Below are 23,248 nucleotides of genomic sequence, written 5' to 3'. Positions count from 1 at the left end.
TATCCTTATCGACTTTTTCAAGACACCCGCCCATGAACATGAATCCGACGCCTCTTCGCCCGCCCCTATGGAGCCGCGTGAAAGGCATGTTCAATTTGAACGACCCGCGCTGGGGCCGTGATGACGATGCCTCGCGGCCCAATGGTGCCCGGGACCGCGATCGTGATGCCGATACGGACGATCAGGGCCGCCGTGATGACCCTGACCAGCGCCCCTTTCCCAACCGCCCACAGGGCCCCAACCAGGGGCCGCCCGATCTGGACGAGCTCTGGCGCGACTTCAACCGCAAGCTCAACGGCTTGTTCGGCGGTGGAGGGCGTGGGGGCCGGGGCGGCATGGGCAACGGATCGGGGGGAGGGCTGCCGCCTTTCAAGCCCGATCCCAAGAGCACAGGCATCGGGGCGGGGCTGATCGGCGCCGTCGCGGTGCTCATCTGGCTGGGTTCGGGCTTCTTCATCGTGCAGGAAGGCCAGCAGGCGGTCATCACCCAGTTCGGCAAATACCACAGCACGGTGGGGGCCGGTTTCAACTGGCGCCTGCCGTATCCGATCCAGCGCCACGAGGCGGTGTTCGTGACCCAGATCCGTTCGGTCGATGTGGGCCGCGACACGGTCATCCGTGCCACCGGCCTGCGCGATTCGGCCATGCTGACGCAGGACGAAAACATCGTGGAGATCAAGTTCGCCGTGCAGTATCGCCTCAGCGACGCGCGGGCCTACCTGTTCAACAGCCGCGATCCCGACGCTGCCGTGCTGCGCGCCGCCGAGACCGCCGTGCGTGAGGTGGTGGGCAACATGCGCATGGACGCTGCCCTGGTGGACGAACGCGACCAGATCGCCCCACGCGTGCGCAACCTGATGCAGAACATTCTGGATCGCTACGGCGTCGGCATCGAGGTCGTGGGCATCAATCTGCAGCAGGGCGGCGTGCGGCCGCCGGAACAGGTGCAGGCCGCTTTCGACGATGTGCTCAAGGCGGGGCAGGAGCGCGAACGCGCCAAGAACGAGGCGGAGGCTTATGCCAACGACGTGATCCCGCGTGCGCGCGGCGCCGCGTCGCGGCTCATCGAGGAAGCCGAAGGTTACAAGGCCCGAGTGGTGGCGCAGGCGCAGGGTGATGCACAACGCTTCCGCCTCGTGCAGGCCGAGCATGCCAAGGCTCCCCAGGTCATGCGTGAGCGGCTGTATCTGGAAGCCATGCAGGAGGTTTACAGCAACGTCACCAAGGTGCTCATCGACACCCGGCAAAACTCCAATTTGCTCTACCTGCCGCTGGACAAGATCATGCAGTCGGCCGGTGCGCCCGCAGCCGCGCCGTCTGGGGGCGGTGCCGTCAGCGGCTCGACCACCGCACCGCTGTTGCCCAACGACGCCCGCGCCCGGGATGACCTGCGCTCTCGTGGGCGCGAAACGCGCTGATTCCCGGGAGGCCATACATCATGAACAAGATCGGACTCATCCTCTCCTCTTTGCTGCTGGTGCTGGCCATCGGCAGCTCCATGCTCTTCGTCGTGGATCAGCGCCAGTTCGGCGTGGTCTATCAGTTGGGCCAGATCCAGCGCGTCGTCACCGAGCCGGGCCTCAATTTCAAGCTGCCCCCGCCGTTCCAGAACGTCACCTACGTGGACAAGCGCCTGCTCACGCTCGAGAGCTCCGACACCGAGCCCATGATCACCGCCGAGCGACAGCGTGTCGTGATCGACTGGTTCGTGCGCTGGCGCATCTCCGATCCGTCGGCCTACATCCGCAACGTGGGCCTGGACGAGCGCGCCGGCGCCATCCAGCTCAACCGGGTGGTGCGCAACTCGTTCCAGCAGGAGGTCAACAAGCGCACCGTGCGCGAACTGCTTTCCACCCGCCGCGAAGAACTCATGGCCGACGTCAAGCGCGAAGTGCTGGCTGCCGTGCGTGGAGCCGAACGGCCTTGGGGCATGGACGTGGTGGACGTTCGGATCACCCGCATCGACTACGCTGAAACCATCACCCGCTCGGTGTTCGAGCGCATGGAAGCCGAGCGCAAACGGGTGGCCAACGAGCTGCGTTCCACCGGCTTTGCCGAGGGCGAAAAGATCCGCGCCGACGCCGATCGCCAGCGCGAGATCATCGTCTCGGAGGCTTTCCGCCAGGCGCAAAAGATCAAAGGTGAGGGCGATGCCGAGGCCGCGCGTGCTTACAACGAAGCGTTCGGCCGTGACCCGGCTTTCGCTCAGTTCTACCGCAGCCTGGAGGCCTATCGAGCCAGCTTCACCGGCAAGAACGATGTGCTCATCATGGACCCGTCCTCCGAGTTCTTCCGGGGCATGCGCAGCAGTGCGCCCGCCCCTCGCTGATGTCCGGTCGCCCGGGGCGACCCGTCCGCGCGGCGGGTCGCTTTTTTTGATGCCGGTAAAATCCGCTTTTTAACAGCCTTGCCTTTCCCATGTCTGCCTGGGTCCTTCCGGATCAATTCGCCGATGTATTGCCCTCCGAGGCCCGGCACATCGAAGACCTGCGCCGCGCGCTGCTCGACACCGCGCGCAGTCACGGCTACGAGCTGGTGATACCGCCGTTGCTGGAGCACCTGGACTCGCTGCTCACCGGCACCGGCGAAGCGCTGGATTTGCAAACCTTCAAGCTCGTGGATCAGCTCTCGGGGCGCTCGCTCGGTTTGCGGGCAGACACGACGCCGCAGGTTGCCCGCATCGACGCCCATCTGTTGAACCGAGCCGGGGTCACCCGCCTGTGTTACTGCGGCCCGGCGGCCCGAACCCGGATCGACCGTCCTCACGGCACCCGTGAACCCTTGCAGTTGGGTGCCGAACTGTATGGTCATGCGGGCCGAGAAGCCGACCTGGAGGTGATCGAGCTGGCCATAGCCTCGCTGCGCGCGGCCGGGATCGAGCGGGTCGTGCTCGATCTGGGAGATGTGCGGGTGGTCGATGCCGTCTTGGTGGGGCTGGCGCTGGAGCCCGCCGAAGTGGCGCGGCTGCATGCGGCTCTCGCCGCCAAAGACGTGGCGACGCTGCGCGAAGAAGGCGCCGATCTGCCGGCGCCGGTGCTCGACGCTTTGCTGTCCCTGACCCGTCTTTATGGCGACGAAGCGGTGCTGGACGAGGCGCTCGCACGGCTGCCTCCATCCGATGCGCTGCGACAGGCGCTGGACGACCTGCGCTGGCTGGGTCGCCATGTCGAGGGTGCGGCGGTATCCTACGATCTGGCCGATTTGCGGGGTTATGCCTACTACACGGGCATGCGCTTTTCCCTGTTTGGCGCTGCCCATGATGCGCAAACGCCCACCGAGCTGGTGCGCGGTGGGCGCTACGACGAAGTCGGCGCCGTGTTTGGCCGCCGGCGTCCTGCCGCGGGTTTCAGCCTGGACCTCAAGGAGTTGGTCGCGGCGTTGCCCCGTCCCGCTCTGCAAAAGGCCATCCGTGCGCCCTGGGGCAGTGCGCCGGCCTTGCGTGCTGCCATTGCAGCCCTGCGCACACGGGGGGAAACCGTGGTGTGTGTCCTGCCCGGGCACGAGCACGAAGTGGATGAATTCGAGTGCGACCGCGTTCTCGTCGAGCGCGATGGTGTGTGGGTGTTGCAGCCGCTGCGGGCTTGACATCCCTCTTGGAATCGAAAGAGATGAACGGAAACAACTTCAAGGCCCAGCCAGGGCGCAACGTGGTCGTCGTGGGTACCCAGTGGGGTGACGAGGGCAAGGGCAAGCTGGTGGACTGGCTCACGGAAACCGCGCGTGGCGTGGTCCGTTTCCAGGGTGGGCACAACGCGGGGCATACGCTGGTCATCAATGGCGTGAAGACGGCGCTACACCTCATTCCCAGCGGCATCATGCGGGCTGGCGTGAAGTGCTACATCGGCAACGGTGTGGTGCTGTCGGCCGGCAAGCTGTTGGAAGAAATCACCGGTTTGGAGAAGGCCGGCGTGGAGGTGCGCTCGCGCCTGCGGGTGAGCGAGGGCTGTCCGCTCATCCTGCCGTTCCACGCCGCGCTCGACGTGGCACGCGAGGCGGCCAAGGAGAAGGCCGGTACGGCCAAGATTGGGACCACGGGTCGTGGCATCGGCCCGGCTTATGAAGACAAGGTGGCCCGTCGCGCCTTGCGCGTGCAAGACCTCAAGCATCCCGAGCGCTTCGCGGCCAAACTGCAGGAATTGGTGGACTATTACAACCAGCAGCTCGCGCTGTTGGGCGCTGCGCAGGTGGACTGGTCGACCGTGGCCTGGCTCGCGGACCAGCCTTTGTCGGCCTTCATCGTCAACGGCAAGGTGCAGGCCGAAGTGGTGCAAGCCCAGGCCTTGCGGCATGCGGCCTTGCTCAAGCCCATGATCGCCGACGTCTCCCGTGAGCTCAACGAGGCGCACAAGGCCGGTGTGAACCTGCTGTTCGAAGGCGCACAGGGCACGCTGCTCGACATCGACCACGGCACTTACCCGTTCGTCACCTCCAGCAACTGCGTGGCGGGCAACGCGGCTGCCGGTGCCGGTGTGGGGCCGCAACTGTTGCACTACGTGCTCGGGATCACCAAAGCGTATTGCACCCGCGTGGGGGGTGGGCCGTTCCCGACCGAACTGGACTGGCAAACCGAGGGGACGCCCGGCTGGCACATGGCCACCGTGGGGGCGGAAAAGGGCACCACCACCGGTCGGGCGCGCCGCTGCGGCTGGTTCGATGCCGCGCTGCTCAAGCGTTCGGCTCAGGTCAACGGTCTGAGCGGGCTGTGCATCACCAAGCTCGATGTGCTCGACGGCCTGCCCGAGCTGCAGCTCTGCGTGGGCTATCGCCTCGACGGCGAAATCATCGACATCCTGCCCCTCGGGGCGGACGACATCGCACGCTGCGAACCGATCTATGAAACGCTGCCCGGCTGGTCGGAGTCCTCGGTCGGGGTGACCCGGTATGAGGACTTGCCGGTGCATGCGCAGAACTACCTCAGCCGCATCGAGGCGGTGACCGGTGTGCCCATCCATGTGGTCTCCACCAGCCCCGACCGGGACCACACCATCCTGCTGCACCATCCCTACGCGGCCTGAAGGCCGAACCCTTCCCACGCGCCTCGATCCAGGAGACCCCGATGCTGACCGAAGACGGCAAACACCTCTACGTGTCCTACGACGAATACCACAACCTGATCGAGAAGCTGGCCATCAAGGTGTACCAGTCGGGTTGGGAGTTCGACACCATCCTCTGCCTGGCGCGGGGCGGCATGCGTCCCGGCGACATCCTGAGCCGCATCTTCGACAAGCCGCTGGCCATCATGTCCACCAGTTCCTACCGCGCCGAAGCCGGCACGGTCCAGGGCAAGCTGGACATTGCCCGCTACATCACCACACCCAAAGGGGAGATCGCGGGCCGGGTGTTGCTGGTCGATGACTTGGCCGATTCCGGCCATACCTTGCGCGCCGTCATGGACCTGCTCAAGAACAATTACCCGCCGATCACCGAACTGCGCAGCGCGGTGATCTGGACCAAGGCGGTGTCGGTGTTCACGCCGGACTATTCGGTGGAGTTCCTGCCGACCAACCCGTGGATCCACCAGCCTTTCGAGGCTTACGACAATCTGCGCCCGGCGCAGTTGCTGGCCAAGTGGAAAGTCTGACGCCCCCAACAACCATCGCCTCCGCATGAGCCTGCCGACCGAGCTGATCCACCACCCCTATCGACCACCAGCCGATTTCGAGGCCGTGGCCCCTGGGGTGCACAAGGCTTCCACCGTCATCTTCCCCAGCGTGGCCGCGATGCGCGAGCGCGACTGGAAGGACAAGTCGGCCTACACCTATGGACTGCACGGTACGCCGACCACGTTCACACTGGAAGAACGCATCGCCACCCTGGAGGGGGGGCGGCATTGTGTGTTGGCACCCAGCGGACTGTCGGCCATTGCGCTGGTGGACATGGCGCTGCTGCGCGCCGGTGACGAGCTGCTCATCCCCGACAACGCCTACGGGCCGGGCAAGGCCTTTGCCGAGGGCGAACTCGCGGCCTGGGGCATTCGGCACCGTTTCTACGATCCCATGGACCCGGCCGATCTGGCCGCCCAGCTGACCGCATCGACCCGGCTCGTCTGGCTGGAGGTGCCCGGCTCGGTGACGCTCGAATACCCCGACCTGCCTGCCCTCGTGGAGGTGGTGCGGCAGGCGAACGAACGGTTCGGCTACGGTCAGGGCCACCAGCGCATCGTGACGGCGCTGGACAACACCTGGGGGGCGGGTATTGCCTTCTGCGCGTTCGAGGCGGGTGTGGACATTTCCATGCAGGCGCTCACCAAATACCCCAGTGGCGGCGCGGATGTGCTGATGGGCTCGGTGGTCACGCGCGACGAGTCGCTGCATCGCCGTTTGCTGCTCACGCACATGCGCCTGGGCCTGGGCGTGGGAGCGAACGACGCCGAGCTGGTGCTGCGGGGCTTGCCCAGCCTGGCGCTGCGTTATCACGCCCAAGACGCCACCGCCCGCGCCCTGGCCGCCTGGATGCAGCGACAGCCCAAGGTGGCACGGGTGTTTCATCCTGCGTTGCCCGGCTCGCCAGGCCATGAACACTGGAAGCGCCATGCCCGGGCCGCAGCCTGTCTGTTCAGTGTGGTGTTCCAGCCAGACATCCCGGCCGAACGGGTGGATGCCTTCTGTGACCGATTGCAGCGTTTCCGGCTGGGATACAGCTGGGCCGGGCCGATCAGCCTGTGTGTGCCATACGACATCCCGTCCATGCGGACCACTCCCTGGCCGCATGCGCCACGCCTGGTCCGCTTTGCCGTGGGCCTGGAGGCGCAGGAGGATTTGCAGGCCGACCTGGCTCAGGCATTACAGGTGTTGGACTGAGCGGCCACGATGGCTCGGGCCAGCGCGTCGATGGCTGCTGGCGAGCGGTCGTTCAGGCGGCAGGGCAGAGCCTGTGGGTATTGCACGAAATTGCGCCGGATGGACGTGGCGTACACCGGGTCGTAATGGACCTGCAGCAACGCACGCACCACGTCGGCTGAACGCCCTTGACGAATCTGGTGTTTCCAGGACTCGATGGTTTCCCGGCCACGCAGCGTGACCAGGGTGTCGAGCCGTTCGCAGAAAAAATCGGCGTCTTGCAGAAAGTGGTCGTAGTCCTCCATGAGCAGCGCCACGCGTTCGTCATCGGCAAGCTGGAGGTCCAGGCAGGGGCTGGCCCGCATGGCGTCCATCAGGGCGTCGGGCACGCGGAGGTTGCCGACCTTCTTGCTTTCGCTTTCCACGTAGACCACCCGTTGCGGGTCGAAACCACGCAGGGCGTGCCAGATCAGCGTATCAAAATGCTTCTGACTGGGTTGAGGTTGGCCAGGCACCAGGCCCAGTACCGAACTGCGGTGGCAGGCCAAGGCTTCCAGGTCCAGCACCTGTGCCCCTTGCCGAGCCAGTGCCTGCAGCAAGCGCGTTTTGCCAGATCCGGTGGGGCCGCACACCACCCGGTACTGCAGCCGCTGGGCCAGCGTGGGCAACTCGGCGAGCAGGGCATTGCGCCAGGCCTTGTAGCCGCCTTCGATCAGCGTGACCTGGAAGCCGATGGCGCCCAGGATGGTGGCCAGCGCACCGCTGCGGTTGCCGCCGCGCCAGCAGTACACCAGGGGCTTCCAGCCCTTGGGCTTGTCGATCACCTCGCGCTCGATGTGCGCTGCGATGTTGCGAGCCGACAGCGCCGCGCCCCGCTTCTTGGCCTCGAAGGCGTTGACCTGTTTGTACATCGTGCCGATGAGGATGCGCTCTGCGTTGTTCAGCGTGGGCCAGTTCACGGCGCCGGGGAGGTGATCTTCAGCGAATTCGGCTTCGGTGCGGGCGTCGATGACGGCGTCGAAAGTGGGCAGGCGGTCGGCAACCGCATGGGCGGGCAGGGTGGCAACAGGCATGTCGTTGGTTCAGCGGGTTCAGCCTTTGGGCAGGAGTTCGCGCAGACGCGGCCAAACATTGTCCAGCATGATGGGCTGGGCCGCCTCGTTGGGGTGAATGCGGTCGGGCTGGAACAGGGCCACCGGGTCGGGGCCGTCAGCGACGCCTTTGAGGAAAAACGGCACCAGCGGAACCTTTTCGCTGCGGGCCACGTCGACGAACACTTGCCGGAACTCCTCGGCATAGCGAGCCCCATAGTTTGGAGGCATTTCCATGCCCACGAGCAGCACGCGGGCACCGGCTTGCTGGCTCGCGCGCACCATCGCGCGCAGGTTGTCGCGGGTCATGTCCAGCGGCAGGCCGCGCAGGGCATCGTTGCCGCCCAGTTCGATCACCACCACATCCGGCTGGTGGGTGCGCAGCAGGGCTGGCAAGCGCGAACGGCCGCCCGAAGTCGTGTCGCCGCTGATGCTCGCATTGACCACCCGGACGGGCTTGTTTTCCTGGCGGAGACGTTGTTCCAGCAAGGCCACCCAACCTGTGCCCCGGCGCAGACCGTATTCGGCGCTGAGCGAGTCGCCAACGATCAGCACCACGGTGGGCTCCGTCTGTGCCAGCGCGGACCAAGACCCCGCAGCGGTGGCAGCCAGGGCGATGGCGTTAAAGTGTCGTCTGTTCAACTGCATAGGCGTTTTCATGTCGGATGTGATGATTGCGGTACGGCACGTGTCCAAGTCGGTGACCGACGCCACCGGGACGCTGGACATTTTGCGTGACATCGATGTCGAGCTGCGCCGGGGCGAGACGGTGGCCATTGTCGGAGCCTCAGGCTCGGGCAAGAGCACACTGTTGTCGATCATCGCAGGGTTGGATACGCCGACACGGGGAACGGTTCATATCGATGGGCAGGACATTTTTGCGCTGGACGAGGACCAGCGGGCCGCCGTTCGGGCGCAGAAGGTGGGCTTTGTGTTCCAGAGCTTTCAGTTGCTGGGCAACCTCACCGCTCTGGAGAACGTAATGCTGCCGCTCGAACTGGCCGGTCGGCGCGACGCGCGCGAAGCCGCGACCCAGATGTTGCAGCGCGTCGGTCTGGGTGAACGGCTCGGGCATTACCCCAAGGTGCTGTCGGGCGGGGAACAGCAGCGCGTGGCGCTGGCACGAGCCTTCGTGGTGCGGCCGGCCGTGCTGTTGGCCGATGAGCCCACCGGCAGCCTCGATTTCGCCACCGGCGAAAAGGTCATGGAGCTCATGTTCGATCTCAATCGGGAGCAGGGCACCACGCTGGTGTTGGTCACCCATGACCGCTCGATCGCCCAGCGCTGCGAACGCCGCATCACCATCGAGGCCGGCCGGGCCCGCGAGATCGAGGCGGTCGAGGCCTGATAATCCGGGGATGTCCTCCCCCAAAGTCCTGTTCGGCTTTCATGCCGTGGGCGTGCGCCTCAAGACGGCGCCGGCGTCCATCATCGAAATCTACATCGACCCGACCCGGCGCGACGCGCGCATGCGGCAATTCGTCGAGCGCGCCAAGGAAGCCGGTGCCCGGCTGATCGAGGCCGACGCTCTGCGCATCGCCAAACTGGCCGGCAGTCACGGCCATCAGGGGGTGGCGGCGCGGGTGCAGCCGGTGGCCCAGGCCCGCTCTCTCGACGACCTGCTGGATCAACTGGAGCAGGGCGGCGAAGTGCCGCTGCTGCTGGTGCTCGACGGCGTCACCGATCCCCACAACCTGGGGGCCTGCCTGCGTGCGGCCGATGGGGCGGGTGCCCACGCGGTCATCGCCCCCAAGGACCATGCCTGCGGCATCAACGCCACCGTGGCCAAGGTGGCCAGCGGTGCCGCCGAAACCGTGCCGTACTTCATGGTGACCAATCTGGCGCGCACCCTCAACGAGCTCAAGGAGCGCCACATCTGGGTGATCGGCACCAGCGACGATGCTCTGAAAACCCTCTATCAGGCCGATCTCAAGGGGCCTGTGGCGCTCGTCCTGGGGGCCGAAGGGCCCGGCATGCGACAGCTCACGCGCAAGACCTGCGACGAGCTGATCGCCATCCCCATGCGCGGCGCGGTGGAAAGCCTCAACGTATCGGTGGCCAGTGCGGTGTGCCTCTACGAGGCCCTGCGCCAGCGCCTCTGAAGGGTGTCACACCAGCCCGAAGGCGCCCAGCAAGCCGCCAGTCACGATCAGCGCCAGCAGGTGCACCCGGGTTTTCCAGACCATGAGGGTGGCCAATGCCGTGAGCAGCCACAGACGCCAATGTTCCGCTGCTGAGCTGTGTGCGGCGCTCAACAGCCAACCGGTGGCGATGATCAGCCCGGCCGCCACCGCGCCCATGCCGCGCAGCGCGCCGGTGGCGGTCGGGGTGTCCGCGACGGTGCCAAACGCGATGGCCATGAGCAAGACCACGAGCAGCGGGGCCACGAGCATGCCGGCGAGGGCGGCGAGCGCACCGCTCAGGCCGAAATGCCGGCCCCCGATCATGAGCGACAGGTTCACCACGTTCGGTCCGGGCAGGATCTGGGCCACGGCCCAGTCCTCCACGAACTGCTCTCGGGTCATCCAGCGTTTCTTCTCGACCAGCTCGCGCTGAATGATGGCGATGACCCCGCCGAATCCCTGCAGCGCAATGGCGGAGAAGGAAAGGAACAGGTCGAGGCGCGAGGCGGGTTGTCGGGGGGCTCCGTCGGCTGACGGTGGCGGGTTGGTGGAGTCAGGGGTGCGGCCCACGGTTCACACTGTCATGCCGCCACAAACCTCGATCACGGCGCCATTGACGTAGCTGGCCTCGTCGCTGGCCAGGAAGGCGTACACGTTGGCGATTTCCTCCGGTCGACCCAGGCGTTTCAGCGGCACCTTGTGCGTCATTTCCTGCAACACTTTGTCGGGTATGGTGCGCAGGATCGGGGTCTCCACAAAGCCTGGGGCCACCGCATTCACGCGGATGCCTTTGGGCCCCAGCTCCCGACTCCAGGTCTTGGCAAAGCCGATGACACCGAACTTGGTGGCGGCGTAGTTGGTTTGGCCGAAGTTGCCATAGATGCCGACCACGCTGGAGGCGATCAGGATTACGCCGCTGCCTTGAGCCACCATGGTGTCGGCCACAGCTTGGCTGCAATGGAACACGCCACGCAGGTTCACATCGATGACGCGGTCAAATTGCTCCTGCGTCATTTTCTGCAGGCGGGCGTCCTGGGTGATCCCCGCGTTGTTGATCAGCACGTCGATGCGACCAAAGCGGTCGAGCACCTGCTTCACGACGGCATCCACCATGGGGCGTTGCGTCACGTCCATCACGCAGCCCATGGCGGTCGCGCCCAGCGCATGGCAGCGCTGCACCACGGCATCGATGGCTTCCTGGCGTACATCGCAAGCGACCACGGTGGCACCTTCGGTGGCGAATTTCAGGGCGGTGGCCTCACCAATGCCTTGGGCCGCGCCAGTGATCAGGCTGATTTTTCCTTCGAGTCGTTTCATGCAGGTGCTCTTCGTGCTGGGGAGTGGACAAAAGACGGATCTTAACGGGCCGCCTGGCCGTCTCGACGCGGCAGGCAAAGGGTAAATCCTGCTGTGCGAAGCCGGACAACCTTCCTACAATGTGGTCCATTGTTCTCCATTTTCGCAGCAGGCGCCGTATCGCTTGCCCGTATCCACAGGAGTTTGCCCCGTGCAGAACCAAGAGGCCGAAGCGTCGGCCGCCCCTGGCAAGTCCATTCGCGTCATCAAAAAGTACCCCAATCGCCGGCTTTACGATACCGACTCGTCTTCCTACATCACGCTGGCCGAGGTCAAGGCCCTGGTCATGCGGGGCGAGCCCTTCGTGGTGCGTGACGCGAAAAGCGGTGACGACCTGACGCGCAGCATCCTGCTGCAAATCATCCTGGAAGAAGAAACCGCGGGCGTGCCGCTGTTCTCGGAAAGCATGCTGGCCAACATCATCCGTTTCTACGGCCATGCCATGCAAGGCTATATGGGGTCCTACCTGGAGAAGAACCTGCAGCTGTTCATGGATTTTCAGAAATCCATGGCCGACCCCGCCAAAGGCTGGACGCCAGAGCTCTGGCAGCAATACATGGGCATGCAAGCGCCCGTCATACCCGGCATCCATGCGTTTACCCAGATGCAGGAGAAAATGCTCGAAGCCATGGGCATGAAGCGTTGAACGCCTCGGCCGGCTGACGCCACTGCCCCGACCTGAGACAATCGGGGCCCATGAGCGACACCATCACTTCCACCGCGCCCGCCGCTCCCAAAGTGGGCTTCGTCAGCCTGGGCTGCCCCAAGGCCTTGACCGATTCCGAACTCATCCTGACGCAGCTCAGCGCCGAGGGTTACCAAACCAGCAAGACGTATCAAGGTGCCGATCTGGTCATCGTCAACACCTGCGGCTTCATCGATGACGCCGTCAAGGAAAGCCTGGACACCATCGGCGAAGCGCTGGCCGAAAACGGCAAGGTCATCGTCACGGGGTGTCTGGGGGCGCGGCAGGGTGAGGATGGCCAGAACCTGGTCCGTCAGATGCACCCTTCGGTGCTCGCCGTCACCGGCCCGCACGCCACCCATGAGGTGATGGAGGCGGTGCACCAGCACCTGCCCAAACCGCACGATCCGTTCGTGGATCTGGTGCCGCCGCAAGGCGTCAAGCTCACGCCACGCCACTATGCCTATCTCAAGATCAGCGAGGGCTGCAACCACCGCTGCAGCTTCTGCATCATTCCGTCCATGCGCGGCGATCTCGTCAGCCGCCCCATCGGCGATGTGCTGACCGAAGCGCGCAAGCTGTTTCAAGCCGGCGTCAAGGAGCTGCTGGTGGTCAGCCAGGACACCTCGGCCTACGGCGTGGACGTGAAGTACCGCACCGGGTTTTGGGATGGCAAACCGGTCAAGACCCGCATGTTCGATCTGGTTCAAGCCTTGGGCGAACTGGCGCGAGAGTATGGCGCATGGGTCCGTCTGCACTATGTGTACCCGTATCCGCATGTGGACGAGATCGTCGCGCTGATGGCCGATGGCCTGGTGTTGCCGTACCTGGACGTTCCCCTGCAGCACAGCCACCCCGAGGTGCTGCGCCGCATGAAGCGCCCGGCCAGTGGGGAAAAGAACCTGGAGCGCATCCAGCGCTGGCGCGAGCTGTGCCCGGAGATCGTCGTGCGCAGCACCTTCATTGCCGGTTTCCCGGGGGAGACGGAGGCGGAATTCCAGCATCTGCTCGATTTCGTGGGCGAAGCGCAGATCGACCGTGCCGGCTGCTTTGCTTACTCACCCGTGGACGGTGCCAGCGCGAATGCGCTGCCCGGAGCCTTGCCCGACGCGTTGCGCGAAGAGCGTCGTGCCCGTTTCATGGAGGTGGCCGAACAGGTGTCGGCACAGCGGCTGTTGCGCCGTGTCGGCGCCACCATGCAGGTGCTGGTGGACCAGTCCATTGGCCTGGGCAAGAAGGGGGGCGTGGGGCGCAGCTACGCCGATGCGCCCGAGATCGACGGTGTGGTGCGGCTGTTGCCGCCCGAGAAGGCGAGCAAGACGTACAAGGTGGGGGATTTCGTCAAGGCCCGCATCGTGACGGCGCAAGGTCACGATCTGGTGGGGGTGCCGGTCTGAAGTAAAAATGGCCTGCAGGATGCAGGCCATTTTGCGAGACCATGTGGTGCCCAGGAGAGGACTCGAACCTCCACGCCTCGCGGCGCTAGTACCTGAAACTAGTGCGTCTACCAATTCCGCCACCTGGGCATCTCAGATATCCTCAAACTATAGCATGGCCGCCGCCCGCTTTGGCGGGGGCGATGAAAAATCGGCTTGCCCAGGGCGCCGCGATCAAGAAAAAAGCCTGCAGACATGAAATCTGCAGGCTGAACTCTTTATGATTGGTGCCCAAGAGAGGACTCGAACCTCCACGCCTCGCGGCGCTAGTACCTGAAACTAGTGCGTCTACCAATTCCGCCACCTGGGCTTTCAGATAAGCTGAAATTATAGCATGTGTCAGCCCCTGCAGTGAGTGCAACAAGATCCGAGTGAAAGAAAAAAACCAGAACCTGCTGTTGTCCGAGTTTGAAGGGGTGGTCAATGGCCACCGTGACGGTCACGGCTTCGTGGTCCGCGACGACGGGCAACCCGATCTCTACCTGCCGCCCAACGAAATGCGGGCCGTCCTGCACAAGGACCGTGTCAAGGCCCGTATCGTGCGGTACGACCGCCGGGGACGGCCCGAAGGCCGGGTCACGGAAATCATCGAGCGTTCCAGCGCTCCCATCATTGGCCGCCTGCTGCAGGAAAGTGGCGTCTGGCTGGTGGCACCCGAAGACAAGCGCTACGGCCAGGACGTGCTCATCCCGAAGGGAGCCACGGGTTCTGCCAAGCCGGGGCAGGTCGTGGTGGTCGAGCTCACCGAGCCTCCCGCGCTTTACGGCCAGCCCGTGGGTCGGGTCAAGGAAGTGCTCGGCGACATCGACGATCCCGGCATGGAAATCGAGATCGCGGTGCGCAAGTACGGCGTGCCACACGAGTTCTCCGAGGCTGCCTTGGCGCAGGCGCGTGCATTGCCCGACCAGGTGCGCCCGATCGACAAACGCGGCCGCGTCGATCTGACCGATGTGCCTCTCGTGACCATCGACGGCGAGGACGCGCGCGACTTCGACGACGCCGTCTATTGCGAGCCCGCACGCGTGGGCCGTGGCAAGGGCTGGCGTCTGCTGGTGGCGATCGCCGACGTGAGCCACTACGTGGAAACAGGCAATGCCCTGGATGTGGACGCCTACGATCGGGCCACCAGCGTCTATTTCCCCCGGCGCGTGATCCCCATGCTGCCGGAGAAGCTCTCCAACGGTCTGTGCTCGCTCAATCCTGGAGTGGAGCGGCTGTGCATGGTCTGTGACATGCTCATCACGGCCAAGGGTGAGATCCATGCCTACCAGTTCTATCCCGCCGTGATGTTCAGTCACGGCCGTCTGACCTATACCGAGGTCGCCGCCATTTTGCAGAACACCCGCGGACCGGAGGCGCAGCAGCGCAAGGCCCTGGTGCCACATTTGTTGAATCTGCACGATGTCTATCGCGCCTTGCTGGTCGCCCGAGAGCGGCGCGGGGCGGTGGATTTCGAGACCGTCGAAACGCAGATCGTGTGTGACGAGTCCGGCCGGATCGAAAAAATCGTACCCCGCATCCGCAACGATGCCCACAAGCTGATCGAGGAGGCGATGCTGGCCGCCAACGTCTGCGCCGCCGAATTCATTGCCCAAAGCCGGCACTACGGGCTGTTTCGCGTGCACGACAAGCCCTCTGCCGAGAAACTCGAAACCTTGCGCCAGTACCTCAAGGCGCTGGGGGTGCCCTACACCTTGGGTGACGAGCCGCACCCGAGGGATTTCCAGCGCCTCGCCCATGCCACCCAGGATCGACCCGACGCCGCCCAGATCCACCAGATGCTGTTGCGTTCCATGCAGCAGGCGATTTATACCCCCCACAACAGCGGCCACTTCGGCTTGGCGTTCGAAGCCTACACCCATTTCACCAGCCCCATCCGTCGCTACCCGGACCTGCTGGTGCATCGGGTGATCAAAGCCATCTTGCAAGAACGCAAGTACCACCTGCCCCCCTTGCCCACCCCGGGCGAGGCGCATGCGAAACTGTCCAAGCGCCTGGCCTCCCAAGCCCCTTCGGTGGCCGAGCAGGCACATCGGCAGCGGGCCCATGCCACCCGTTCCAGCGCGGAAATGCTGGGTTGGGAGGCCGCGGGCCTGCATTGCAGCGCCAACGAGCGTCGGGCCGACGAGGCCAGCCGCGATGTCGAGGCCTGGCTCAAATGCAAGTACATGCGCGAGCGCCTGGGTGAGGAGTTCACCGGGGTGGTGACCGCGGTCACCAGCTTCGGCCTGTTCGTCACCCTCGACAACCTGTACGTGGAAGGGCTGGTGCACATCACCGAACTCGGTGGCGAGTATTTCCGGTACGACGAGGCCCGGCAGGAACTTCGGGGTGAGCGCACCGGTATCCGCTACACACTGGGCTCCAAGGTGAACGTGCAGGTCAGCCGGGTCGATCTGGATGGACGCCGGGTCGATTTCCGCCTGGTCCGCCCTGACGAGGGCCTGATGGCGCGCGCGCTGCGCGACAAACATGGCGACGCTGCGGATACCCCCAGCCGCGCACGTGCGAGCCGCAAGAGCCATCCGGGGTCGGCTGCGGCACAATATCCGGACCGACGCGCCTCGGGCGGCAAATCCGCTGCACGCCGCCAGGTGGGCGATGACGCTGGCCGCCCCTCTCGCGGGGGCGGTCAGTCGAAAAAAGGCGACCGTTGACATGCGCATCCTGTTTTTCCTGTTGGACACGCTGTTTTTCTTCCTCATCGGAGCAGCGTTGCTGCGTGGCTGGATGAACACGCGCCGCATGCGCATGACCCAGCAGCCGGGCATCTTCGTGATGGCGATCACCGATTGGATCGTCCAGCCCTTGCGCAAGACGCTGCCACGCGGCTGGGCCTATGCCAACATCGACTGGGGCAGCTTCCTGGCTGCCTTTGTGCTGGCGTTGGCCTATTCCGCACTGTGGCATGCCCTGTGGGGTGGGCAGGTGCCGGGGGTGCAGAATCTCGGCTTTCTGGTCACGGTGCCGTTCGTCGCCATCACCTTCATGGTGCGGACGGTGCTGCAGGGGCTCATGCTGCTGGCGTTGGTGTATGCCGTCCTGTCCTGGATACAGCCCCATTCGCCCATCCAGAGCGTGCTGGCGCGGTTGATCGATCCCGTCCTCGCGCCCATCCGCCGCATCATCCCCACCCTGGGCGGAGTGGACCTTTCCGTGCTGGTGCTCATCATCCTGCTGCAGGTGGGGCTGCTGATCATCGCCTGATCCCTGGCCTGGCCGGCGCTCAGGCCAGATGCCGAATCACGTCGCTGGCGCACAGCGTTGGCTTCTCTTGCGGCCAGCGGTCTGCGCTTTGGCCATGAAGCAACACCGCATCGGCGACCCTGCACGCCATGGAGTCCGGGGCAAAGCCCTGGCAGAGCAGGGCGCCGATCAGCCCGGCCAACACGTCGCCGGTGCCGGCGGTGGCCAGCAGGCCGTTGCCTGTGGGGTTGATGCGCGGGAGCTGGCCGGGGCTGGCTGTGATGCTGCCCGAGCCCTTGAGCACCACGGTGCAACGCAGCCCTTGAGCCAATGCCTGTGCCGCCTCCAGCCGCCGGTTCTGGACACTGGACGCGTCGGTGTCGAGCAGTCGCGCCGCTTCCAGCGGGTGGGGGGTGAGGATGGTGGACTGGCCCGCATCCGCGCGAGATCGCAGGGCTTGCTGCAAACCCCGGTCCGCTGCCAAGGTGTTGAGTGCGTCCGCATCCAGCACCAATGTGGGGCTGATGGTCAGCAGGCGGGGCAAGACCTCGGCGACCCTTGCGCCACCACCGCAGCCGCACACGGTCACGGCCCGTGCGGCCAACCCGCTGTCGAGGAGATCGTTGGCGTTGCGAAACATCAACTCGGGTTGCAGCGGGTCGAACGCCATGGGCAGTGAGCTGTGTGGGGCGCAGAGCAAACCCACATGAACCCGGCCGGCGCCGGCATGCAAACCGGCGCGTGCCGCCAAAATGGCGGCCCCCGTCATACCGGCATGCCCGGTGTCGGGCATCTGGCCACCGATGACCAGGAGATCGCCGTGCCGACCTTTGTGGGTTTGATGTCGCCAGCGTCGCTGCATGCCGATGTCCTCGCGGCCGCCGTGCAGCCATGCGGTGGGGGCCGGTGCGGCCGTTGCGGCGTCGCCAGCGTCCAGATCGTCGAACCAGCAGTGGCCAGCCGCATCACGCCCCTGGTGGGTGAACAGTCCGGGCTTGAGGGTCAGCAGGGCGAGGGTGTGGCGAAGTGGATGAGGCTTGGCGGGGGCGGCGTTCAGCCAGCGGCCATGGTCGCCGTCGAGCCCGCTGGGCAGATCGACGCATACCGTCGGGCCGTTGAAGCGTTGGAGCTGCTCGATCCATGCGCCCATCTCGTCCCGAGGGGGTTCGCGCAGCCCGATGCCGAAGATCGCATCGATCGCCAAATCTGCCGAGGGTGGCGGCTCTCTGGTGATTGGAACGCCGTGTTGCCGCGCCACGCCCAGCGCCTGCCGCGCGTCTGCGGGCAGGCGATCTTCCTGACCCGACCAGGTCGCCACGACCCTGCCGCCGATCGGAGCCAGGCGCCTGTGCCACGCCGCTGCCGCCACAAAGCCATCGCCTCCGTTGTTTCCTCCGCCGCAGGCCACCCAGACCTGCCGCGCGTGAGGGGCCAGCGCAGCGCTGAGCCGGTACACGGCTTGTCCGGCGCGCTGCATGAGCGTATGCGGTGGCAGCACGGACTGGAGCCGTGCTTCCCACAGCCGCGTGGCGGCCGTGTCGTGCAGTGGCCAGTCCCGAGGCGGGGCGTCAGGGGTGATGCGGTGCAAAGCCATGGGGTGCTATAATTTCTAGGTTTTGCTGCTGGCGTGCCAGGGTGCGCGGGTAGCCAAACCAATCGCAAACCAGCCCAACCGGGTGTTGATGCCATTGTGGCGTCAATCGGGGCTGGATTTAAGTCCCAACCTCTGGAAACCAATCATCATGTCCATTTCCATGCGCGAAATGCTGGAAGCCGGTGTGCACTTCGGTCACCAAACCCGCTTCTGGAATCCCAAGATGGCCCCCTACATCTTCGGCCATCGCAACAAGATTCACATCATCAACCTCGAAAAGACGTTGCCGATGTTCGAAGAGGCCGCGAAATTCGTGCGCCAGCTCACCGCCAACGGCGGCACCGTGCTCATGGTCGGTACCAAGCGCCAGTCCCGCGACATCGTGGCGCAGGAGGCTCGTCGTGCCGGTGTGCCTTATGTCGAACAGCGTTGGCTCGGTGGCATGTTGACCAACTTCAAGACGGTCAAGACCTCCATCAAGCGCCTCAAAGACATGCTGGCCCAGAAAGAGGCTGGGCTCGACAGCATGTCCAAGAAGGAGCAGTTGAATTTCAATCGCCAAATCGAGAAGCTCGAAAAGGACATCGGCGGCATTCAGGACATGAATGCCCTGCCCGACGCCATTTTCGTGATCGACGTGGGGTATCACAAAATCGCCGTGGCCGAAGCTCAGAAACTCGGCATTCCTCTGATTGGTGTGGTCGATACCAACCATTCGCCCGAAGGCATCGACTATGTGATTCCTGGCAACGATGACTCCGCCAAGGCCGTGGCTTTGTACGCCCGTGGTATCGCCGATGCGATCCTCGAGGGCCGTGCCCAGGCTGTGAACAACGTGGTCCAAGCCGTCCAGGCCGACAGTGCCGACGAGTTCGTCGAGGTCAAGGACGCTGCCTGATCGCGGCTGCCCGGCTGACCGAGGGGCGCTGAGCCCCTTTTTTATCACCGGGCTTTCATCAAGACATTGCAATATGGGGTCTCAGGCCCCTCACTGGAGAACACAATGGCTGCAATCACCGCAAGCATGGTCGCTGAACTGCGTGCCAAGACCGACGCTCCCATGATGGAATGCAAGAAGGCCCTGACCGAGGCCGACGGCAACATGGAAAAGGCCGAGGAGATCCTGCGCGTCAAGCTGGGTAACAAGGCCGGCAAAGCCGCCAGCCGCATCACCGCCGAAGGCGTGGTCGCTTCCTGTATCGAAGGCAACACCGGCGCGCTGGTCGAAGTGAACTGCGAAACCGACTTCGTCTCCAAGAACGAACTGTTCCTGGCCTTCTGCAACCATGTCGCCGCCTTGATCGTGAAGCACAACCCTGCCGATCTGGCGGCTCTGAGCGCGTTGCCGCTGTCCATGGAGGGCTTTGGGCCCACCGTGGAAGACGTGCGCAAGGGCCTGATCGGCAAAATCGGCGAAAACATGACGATCCGCCGCTTCAAGCGCTACAGCGGGGGCGGTCAACTGGCGGCTTACCTGCACGGTGTGCGCATCGGTGTGATGGTGGAGTACGAGGGTGACGCCGTGGCGGCCAAGGACACCGCCATGCACATTGCCGCCATGAAGCCGGTGGCCTTGTCTGGTGCCGACGTGCCGGCCGAGCTGATTGCCAAGGAGCGTTCCGTGGCCGAGCAGAAGGCTGCCGAATCCGGCAAACCGGCCGATATCGTTGCCAAGATGGTGGAAGGCTCCGTGCAGAAGTACCTCAAGGAAGTCTCCTTGCTGGACCAGGTGTTCGTGAAGGCCGCCGATGGCAAGCAGACTGTGGGCGCCTACCTCAAGTCTGCCAACACCCAGGTCAAGGGTTTCACCCTGTATGTGGTGGGCGAAGGCATCGAGAAAAAGCAAGACGACTTCGCCGCCGAAGTGGCTGCCCAGGTGGCCGCTGCCAAAGGCGCCTGAGCGCTCCTGCCCGCCGTGCCCCGCGGGGCGCTTGCAAACATTTACACGGCCGGCCTCGCATGGGGCCGGCCGTTGTCACACCCAACCCCTACAATCACCGAACCACATCGCCGCAGCCTGCCTATGCCAGCCCACCAGCGCATCCTCCTGAAACTTTCCGGCGAAGCCCTCATGGGCGACGACGCCTTCGGCATCAACCGTGCTACCATCGTTCGCATCGTCGAGGAGGTGGCGGAAGTCACGCGCCTGGGGGTGCAGGTGGCGGTGGTCATCGGCGGCGGCAACATTTTTCGCGGTGTCGCGGGCGGATCGGTGGGCATGGATCGTGCCACGGCCGACTACATGGGCATGTTGGCGACGGTCATGAACTCCCTGGCGCTGGGCGATGCGATGGAGCGGGCCGGCGTCACCGCCCGGGTGATGTCCGCCATTGCCATCGAACAGGTGGTCGAGCCCTACGTCCGGCCCAAGGCCCTGCAATACCTGGAAGAGGGCAAGGTTGTGATCTTTGCCGCAGGCACCGGCAACCCCTTTTTCACCACCGACACAGCGGCCGCCTTGCGTGGGGCCGAAATCGGTGCCGAGATCGTGCTCAAGGCCACCAAGGTCGACGGTGTGTACACCGCCGACCCGAACAAGGACAAGACCGCCACGCGCTACCAGTCGATCAGTTTCGACGAGGCCATGGCGCGGCAACTCCAGGTGATGGACGCCACCGCCTTCGCTCTGTGCCGCGACCAGAATCTGCCGGTGCGCGTGTTCAGCATTTTCAAGCCAGGGGCGTTGCGTCGCGTCGTCATGGGTGAAGACGAGGGTACGCTGGTACACGTCTAAGCGTGGCTCGGTGTATGCTCGCAGGTTCGATCCCTGAGAGCCGTATGCCGCCCAGCCGGTCGAGGCCCATCAGAGGTCCTGCCACAGAGGTCGATCATGCAAATTCCAGACATCAAAAAGAACGCCGAACACAAGATGAACGCCTCCCTGGAGGCGCTCAAGGCCAACCTGGCCAAGGTCCGCACCGGGCGTGCCAACCCCGCGTTGCTGGACACGGTTCACGTGGAATACTACGGCTCCATGCTGCCGCTGTCGCAAGTGGCCAATCTGTCGTTGCTGGATGCCCGTACGATTGGTGTGGCCCCTTGGGAAAAAGGCATGGGTGCCAAGATCGAGAAAGCCATCCGTGAATCCGATCTGGGCCTCAATCCCGCCTCTCAGGGCGACTTGATTCGTGTGCCCATTCCACCCATGACCGAAGAGCGCCGCCGCGAGCTCACGAAAGTGGTCAAGGCAGAGGGTGAACAGGCCAAGATCGCGATCCGCAACCTGCGCCGGGATGCCAACGAGCAGGTCAAGAAACTGGTTAAGGACAAACTGGCTTCGGAGGACGATGAGCGTCGCGCCCAGGATGACATCCAGAAGCTGACCGATCGGATGATCGCCGAGGTGGACAAGCTGATCGCGTCCAAGGAACAAGACATCATGGCCATCTGACCTCCTGGTCGGAGGGCCCCATCTTCATGAGTGTCACATCCTGCACTGACGCCGTGCCGCGCCATGTGGCCATCGTCATGGACGGCAATGGCCGCTGGGCGCGGCAGCGCATGATGCCGCGCTTGGCTGGGCATCGCCAGGGGCTGGAGAAGTTGCGCGAGGTGGTCCGCTGGAGCATGGAGGCGGGTGTTGCAGTCCTCACCGTGTTCGCGTTTTCCTCCGAGAACTGGCAGCGCCCGACCGATGAGGTGTCGGGTCTGATGGGTCTGCTCGCCAAGGCGCTCGATCGGGAGGTGCCCGAGTTGTCCCGGGCAGGGGTGAGACTGTGTTTCCCGGGGGATCGGGAGGCGCTGGCACCGGCCTTGCGCCGCAGTCTGGAAGCCGCGGAGGCACAGACGGCCGCGAACGAGGCGCTGGTGCTCAACGTCTGTTTCAACTATGGCGGGCGCTGGGACATCATTCAGGCGGCGCGATCCCTGGCGCAGCGCGGGGAACCCATCACCGAGGCGTCGCTGTCGGCCGCGCTCGCACTGGCGCATGTGCCGGATCCCGATCTGGTCATCCGCACAGGCCGCGAGCAACGCCTGAGCAATTTCCTCATCTGGCAGATGGCCTACAGCGAGCTCTACTTCTCGGACGCTCTGTGGCCCGCCTTCAGTCGAGAGGCTTTCCAGCAGGCGCTCTCTGACTTCGCGCGTCGCCAGCGCCGGTTCGGACGGACCTCGGAGCAGGTCGGTTCGGCGGGCCAGGTGGTGGCGTCAGAGGCGTGACCCGATGTTGAAGCAGCGCATCATCACGGCCGTGATCCTTCTGGCCCTGCTGCTGCCGGCGTTGTTCTACCCATCGCCGGAGCCTTTTTGTGCGCTCACCCTGGTGTTGATCGTGGGGGCTGGCTGGGAGTGGGCGCGTTTGAATGGCTGCGGCCCGGTGGCGTCCCGTTGGGCGGGTGGGCTGCTCGGTCTGGTTCTGGTGCTGGTTTGGTGGGTGTTCGGACTGGATGCCGACAGTCGGTGGCTCTGGCCCTTGGCGGGGGGGCTCTGGCTGGTGATCACGCCATGGCTTTTGCGTCGGGGTGTGGCAGGTTGGACCCTAGTGCCTCGGGGACTGCGTCTGACGCTGGGCTGGTGCTTGATCGGCTTGGCCTGGTGGGCTATGGTTCAGGCCCGGGTGAGCGGGGTGACCATGCTGTTGAGCATCCTGTTGCTCGTGTGGGTGGCGGACATCGCGGCCTACTTCGGCGGCAAGGCATTCGGTCGACGCAAACTGGCGCCCAACATCAGCCCCGGTAAGAGCTGGGCAGGTGCCTACAGCGGTGCGGTGGGCGTGCTGGCCCTGGCGTTGGCGTGGGTGACATGGAGTGCCCCCGATGCGCCAGCCAATCTGTATGGCGCATTGTGGTCCTGGGGCCCGCTCGTCGCGCTGCCTGTGCTGTTGCTGCTGGTGGCCATGAGCGTGGCTGGCGACTTGGTTGAGTCGCTGGTCAAGCGCAGCGCCGGCATGAAGGATTCCAGCCAATTGCTGCCGGGTCATGGCGGGGTGTTGGATCGTGTGGATGCGTTGCTGCCGGTGTTGCCGTTGGCGATGTGGGTGGTGACCTGGTGATGCGA

Annotated in this window: 23 protein-coding genes and 2 tRNA genes; 18 read left to right on the top strand and 7 right to left on the bottom strand. The window is 64.8% G+C overall.

Annotated features, from left to right (window positions below; genetic code table 11):
- Positions 1-32: 32 nt before the first annotated feature.
- From hflK to HZS63_RS07305, 6 genes are all read left to right on the top strand, one after another.
- A complete protein-coding gene (gene hflK / locus HZS63_RS07330) occupies positions 33-1,418 on the top strand; it encodes an FtsH protease activity modulator HflK (protein WP_180683405.1) in 1,386 nt (461 codons plus the stop codon).
- A gap of 20 nt (positions 1,419-1,438) precedes the next feature.
- Positions 1,439-2,329, top strand: coding sequence for a protease modulator HflC (hflC, locus tag HZS63_RS07325; RefSeq protein WP_180683404.1), 891 nt, complete (start codon positions 1,439-1,441; stop codon positions 2,327-2,329).
- 89 nt (positions 2,330-2,418) lie between these two features.
- Positions 2,419-3,585 (top strand): ATP phosphoribosyltransferase regulatory subunit, encoded by a 1,167-nt coding sequence (locus HZS63_RS07320; protein WP_180683403.1) that lies wholly within the window; start codon positions 2,419-2,421, stop codon positions 3,583-3,585.
- Between the two features lie 23 nt (positions 3,586-3,608).
- Complete coding sequence (locus HZS63_RS07315) at positions 3,609-5,015, top strand: adenylosuccinate synthase (protein ID WP_180683402.1); 1,407 nt, start codon at positions 3,609-3,611, stop codon at positions 5,013-5,015.
- A gap of 41 nt (positions 5,016-5,056) precedes the next feature.
- Positions 5,057-5,581, top strand: coding sequence for a phosphoribosyltransferase (locus tag HZS63_RS07310; protein WP_180683401.1), 525 nt, complete (start codon positions 5,057-5,059; stop codon positions 5,579-5,581).
- Between the two features lie 25 nt (positions 5,582-5,606).
- Positions 5,607-6,800, top strand: a complete 1,194-nt coding sequence (locus HZS63_RS07305) for a PLP-dependent transferase (protein WP_180683400.1) — start codon at positions 5,607-5,609, stop codon at positions 6,798-6,800.
- Here the strand turns inward: HZS63_RS07305 and mnmH are convergent.
- Together mnmH and HZS63_RS07295 are read right to left on the bottom strand one after the other, a co-directional pair.
- Positions 6,776-7,852 carry a tRNA 2-selenouridine(34) synthase MnmH gene (gene mnmH, locus HZS63_RS07300; RefSeq protein ID WP_180683399.1) on the bottom strand — a complete coding sequence of 359 codons (1,077 nt, stop codon included), beginning with the start codon at positions 7,850-7,852 and terminating at the stop codon, positions 6,776-6,778. The genes HZS63_RS07305 and mnmH overlap by 25 nt on opposite strands.
- Positions 7,853-7,870: 18 nt before the next feature.
- Positions 7,871-8,518, bottom strand: a complete 648-nt coding sequence (locus HZS63_RS07295; RefSeq protein WP_246316229.1) for an arylesterase — start codon at positions 8,516-8,518, stop codon at positions 7,871-7,873.
- A gap of 10 nt (positions 8,519-8,528) precedes the next feature.
- Between HZS63_RS07295 and HZS63_RS07290 the strand changes: the two genes are divergently transcribed.
- Both HZS63_RS07290 and rlmB read left to right on the top strand, forming a co-directional pair.
- Complete coding sequence (locus HZS63_RS07290) at positions 8,529-9,218, top strand: ABC transporter ATP-binding protein (RefSeq protein WP_180683397.1); 690 nt, start codon at positions 8,529-8,531, stop codon at positions 9,216-9,218.
- A gap of 10 nt (positions 9,219-9,228) precedes the next feature.
- Entirely contained in the window at positions 9,229-9,972 is a 744-nt protein-coding gene (gene rlmB / locus HZS63_RS07285; RefSeq protein ID WP_180683396.1) for a 23S rRNA (guanosine(2251)-2'-O)-methyltransferase RlmB, read from the top strand.
- A gap of 6 nt (positions 9,973-9,978) precedes the next feature.
- On the opposite strand, the gene HZS63_RS07280 is transcribed toward rlmB, so the two are convergent.
- Together HZS63_RS07280 and fabG are read right to left on the bottom strand one after the other, a co-directional pair.
- Positions 9,979-10,563, bottom strand: a complete 585-nt coding sequence (locus HZS63_RS07280; protein WP_180683395.1) for a chromate transporter — start codon at positions 10,561-10,563, stop codon at positions 9,979-9,981.
- A 3-nt stretch (positions 10,564-10,566) separates the two neighbouring features.
- Positions 10,567-11,310, bottom strand: a complete 744-nt coding sequence (gene fabG / locus HZS63_RS07275) for a 3-oxoacyl-[acyl-carrier-protein] reductase (protein WP_180683394.1) — start codon at positions 11,308-11,310, stop codon at positions 10,567-10,569.
- Positions 11,311-11,500: 190 nt separating this feature from the next.
- On the opposite strand from fabG, the gene phaR reads away from it, so the two are divergent.
- Positions 11,501-11,995 (top strand): polyhydroxyalkanoate synthesis repressor PhaR, encoded by a 495-nt coding sequence (gene phaR / locus HZS63_RS07270; RefSeq protein ID WP_180683393.1) that lies wholly within the window; start codon positions 11,501-11,503, stop codon positions 11,993-11,995.
- 50 nt (positions 11,996-12,045) lie between these two features.
- Positions 12,046-13,431, top strand: a complete 1,386-nt coding sequence (rimO, locus tag HZS63_RS07265; protein ID WP_180683392.1) for a 30S ribosomal protein S12 methylthiotransferase RimO — start codon at positions 12,046-12,048, stop codon at positions 13,429-13,431.
- A gap of 44 nt (positions 13,432-13,475) precedes the next feature.
- On the opposite strand, the gene HZS63_RS07260 is transcribed toward rimO, so the two are convergent.
- Together HZS63_RS07260 and HZS63_RS07255 are read right to left on the bottom strand one after the other, a co-directional pair.
- A tRNA-Leu gene (locus HZS63_RS07260) sits at positions 13,476-13,560 on the bottom strand.
- Between the two features lie 135 nt (positions 13,561-13,695).
- Positions 13,696-13,780 (bottom strand) — tRNA-Leu (locus tag HZS63_RS07255).
- Between the two features lie 61 nt (positions 13,781-13,841).
- Between HZS63_RS07255 and rnr the strand changes: the two genes are divergently transcribed.
- Both rnr and HZS63_RS07245 read left to right on the top strand, forming a co-directional pair.
- The gene (gene rnr / locus HZS63_RS07250; RefSeq protein WP_343039963.1) at positions 13,842-16,127 is read left to right on the top strand and encodes a ribonuclease R; all 2,286 of its coding nucleotides are present in this window, start codon (positions 13,842-13,844) and stop codon (positions 16,125-16,127) included.
- A gap of 1 nt (position 16,128) precedes the next feature.
- On the top strand, positions 16,129-16,677 hold the full coding sequence (locus HZS63_RS07245; RefSeq protein ID WP_180683391.1) for a YggT family protein: 549 nt from the start codon (positions 16,129-16,131) through the stop codon (positions 16,675-16,677).
- Between the two features lie 19 nt (positions 16,678-16,696).
- On the opposite strand, the gene HZS63_RS07240 is transcribed toward HZS63_RS07245, so the two are convergent.
- Positions 16,697-18,250, bottom strand: coding sequence for an NAD(P)H-hydrate dehydratase (locus tag HZS63_RS07240; protein ID WP_180683390.1), 1,554 nt, complete (start codon positions 18,248-18,250; stop codon positions 16,697-16,699).
- 148 nt (positions 18,251-18,398) lie between these two features.
- Here HZS63_RS07240 and rpsB point away from each other — a divergent pair, with 148 nt between their 5' ends.
- The 6 genes from rpsB to HZS63_RS07210 all read left to right on the top strand — a co-directional run bounded on the left by rpsB (position 18,399) and on the right by HZS63_RS07210 (position 23,243).
- Positions 18,399-19,148, top strand: coding sequence for a 30S ribosomal protein S2 (rpsB, locus tag HZS63_RS07235; protein WP_180683389.1), 750 nt, complete (start codon positions 18,399-18,401; stop codon positions 19,146-19,148).
- Positions 19,149-19,253: 105 nt separating this feature from the next.
- Positions 19,254-20,150 carry a translation elongation factor Ts gene (gene tsf / locus HZS63_RS07230; protein ID WP_180683388.1) on the top strand — a complete coding sequence of 299 codons (897 nt, stop codon included), beginning with the start codon at positions 19,254-19,256 and terminating at the stop codon, positions 20,148-20,150.
- 123 nt (positions 20,151-20,273) lie between these two features.
- Positions 20,274-20,984, top strand: a complete 711-nt coding sequence (gene pyrH / locus HZS63_RS07225) for a UMP kinase (RefSeq protein ID WP_180683387.1) — start codon at positions 20,274-20,276, stop codon at positions 20,982-20,984.
- A gap of 96 nt (positions 20,985-21,080) precedes the next feature.
- Positions 21,081-21,641 (top strand): ribosome recycling factor, encoded by a 561-nt coding sequence (gene frr / locus HZS63_RS07220; RefSeq protein ID WP_180683386.1) that lies wholly within the window; start codon positions 21,081-21,083, stop codon positions 21,639-21,641.
- A 26-nt stretch (positions 21,642-21,667) separates the two neighbouring features.
- Positions 21,668-22,411, top strand: a complete 744-nt coding sequence (gene uppS, locus HZS63_RS07215) for a polyprenyl diphosphate synthase (protein WP_180683385.1) — start codon at positions 21,668-21,670, stop codon at positions 22,409-22,411.
- Between the two features lie 4 nt (positions 22,412-22,415).
- A complete protein-coding gene (locus HZS63_RS07210) occupies positions 22,416-23,243 on the top strand; it encodes a phosphatidate cytidylyltransferase (RefSeq protein ID WP_180683384.1) in 828 nt (275 codons plus the stop codon).
- Positions 23,244-23,248 lie beyond the last annotated feature (5 nt).

It is taken from the genome of Tepidicella baoligensis (assembly GCF_013432195.1).
In the GTDB taxonomy this organism is placed as follows: Bacteria; Pseudomonadota; Gammaproteobacteria; order Burkholderiales; family Burkholderiaceae_C; genus Tepidicella; species Tepidicella baoligensis.
Note: the sequence above shows the minus strand (reverse complement) of the source record. Positions and strands in the feature narration are given on the sequence as shown.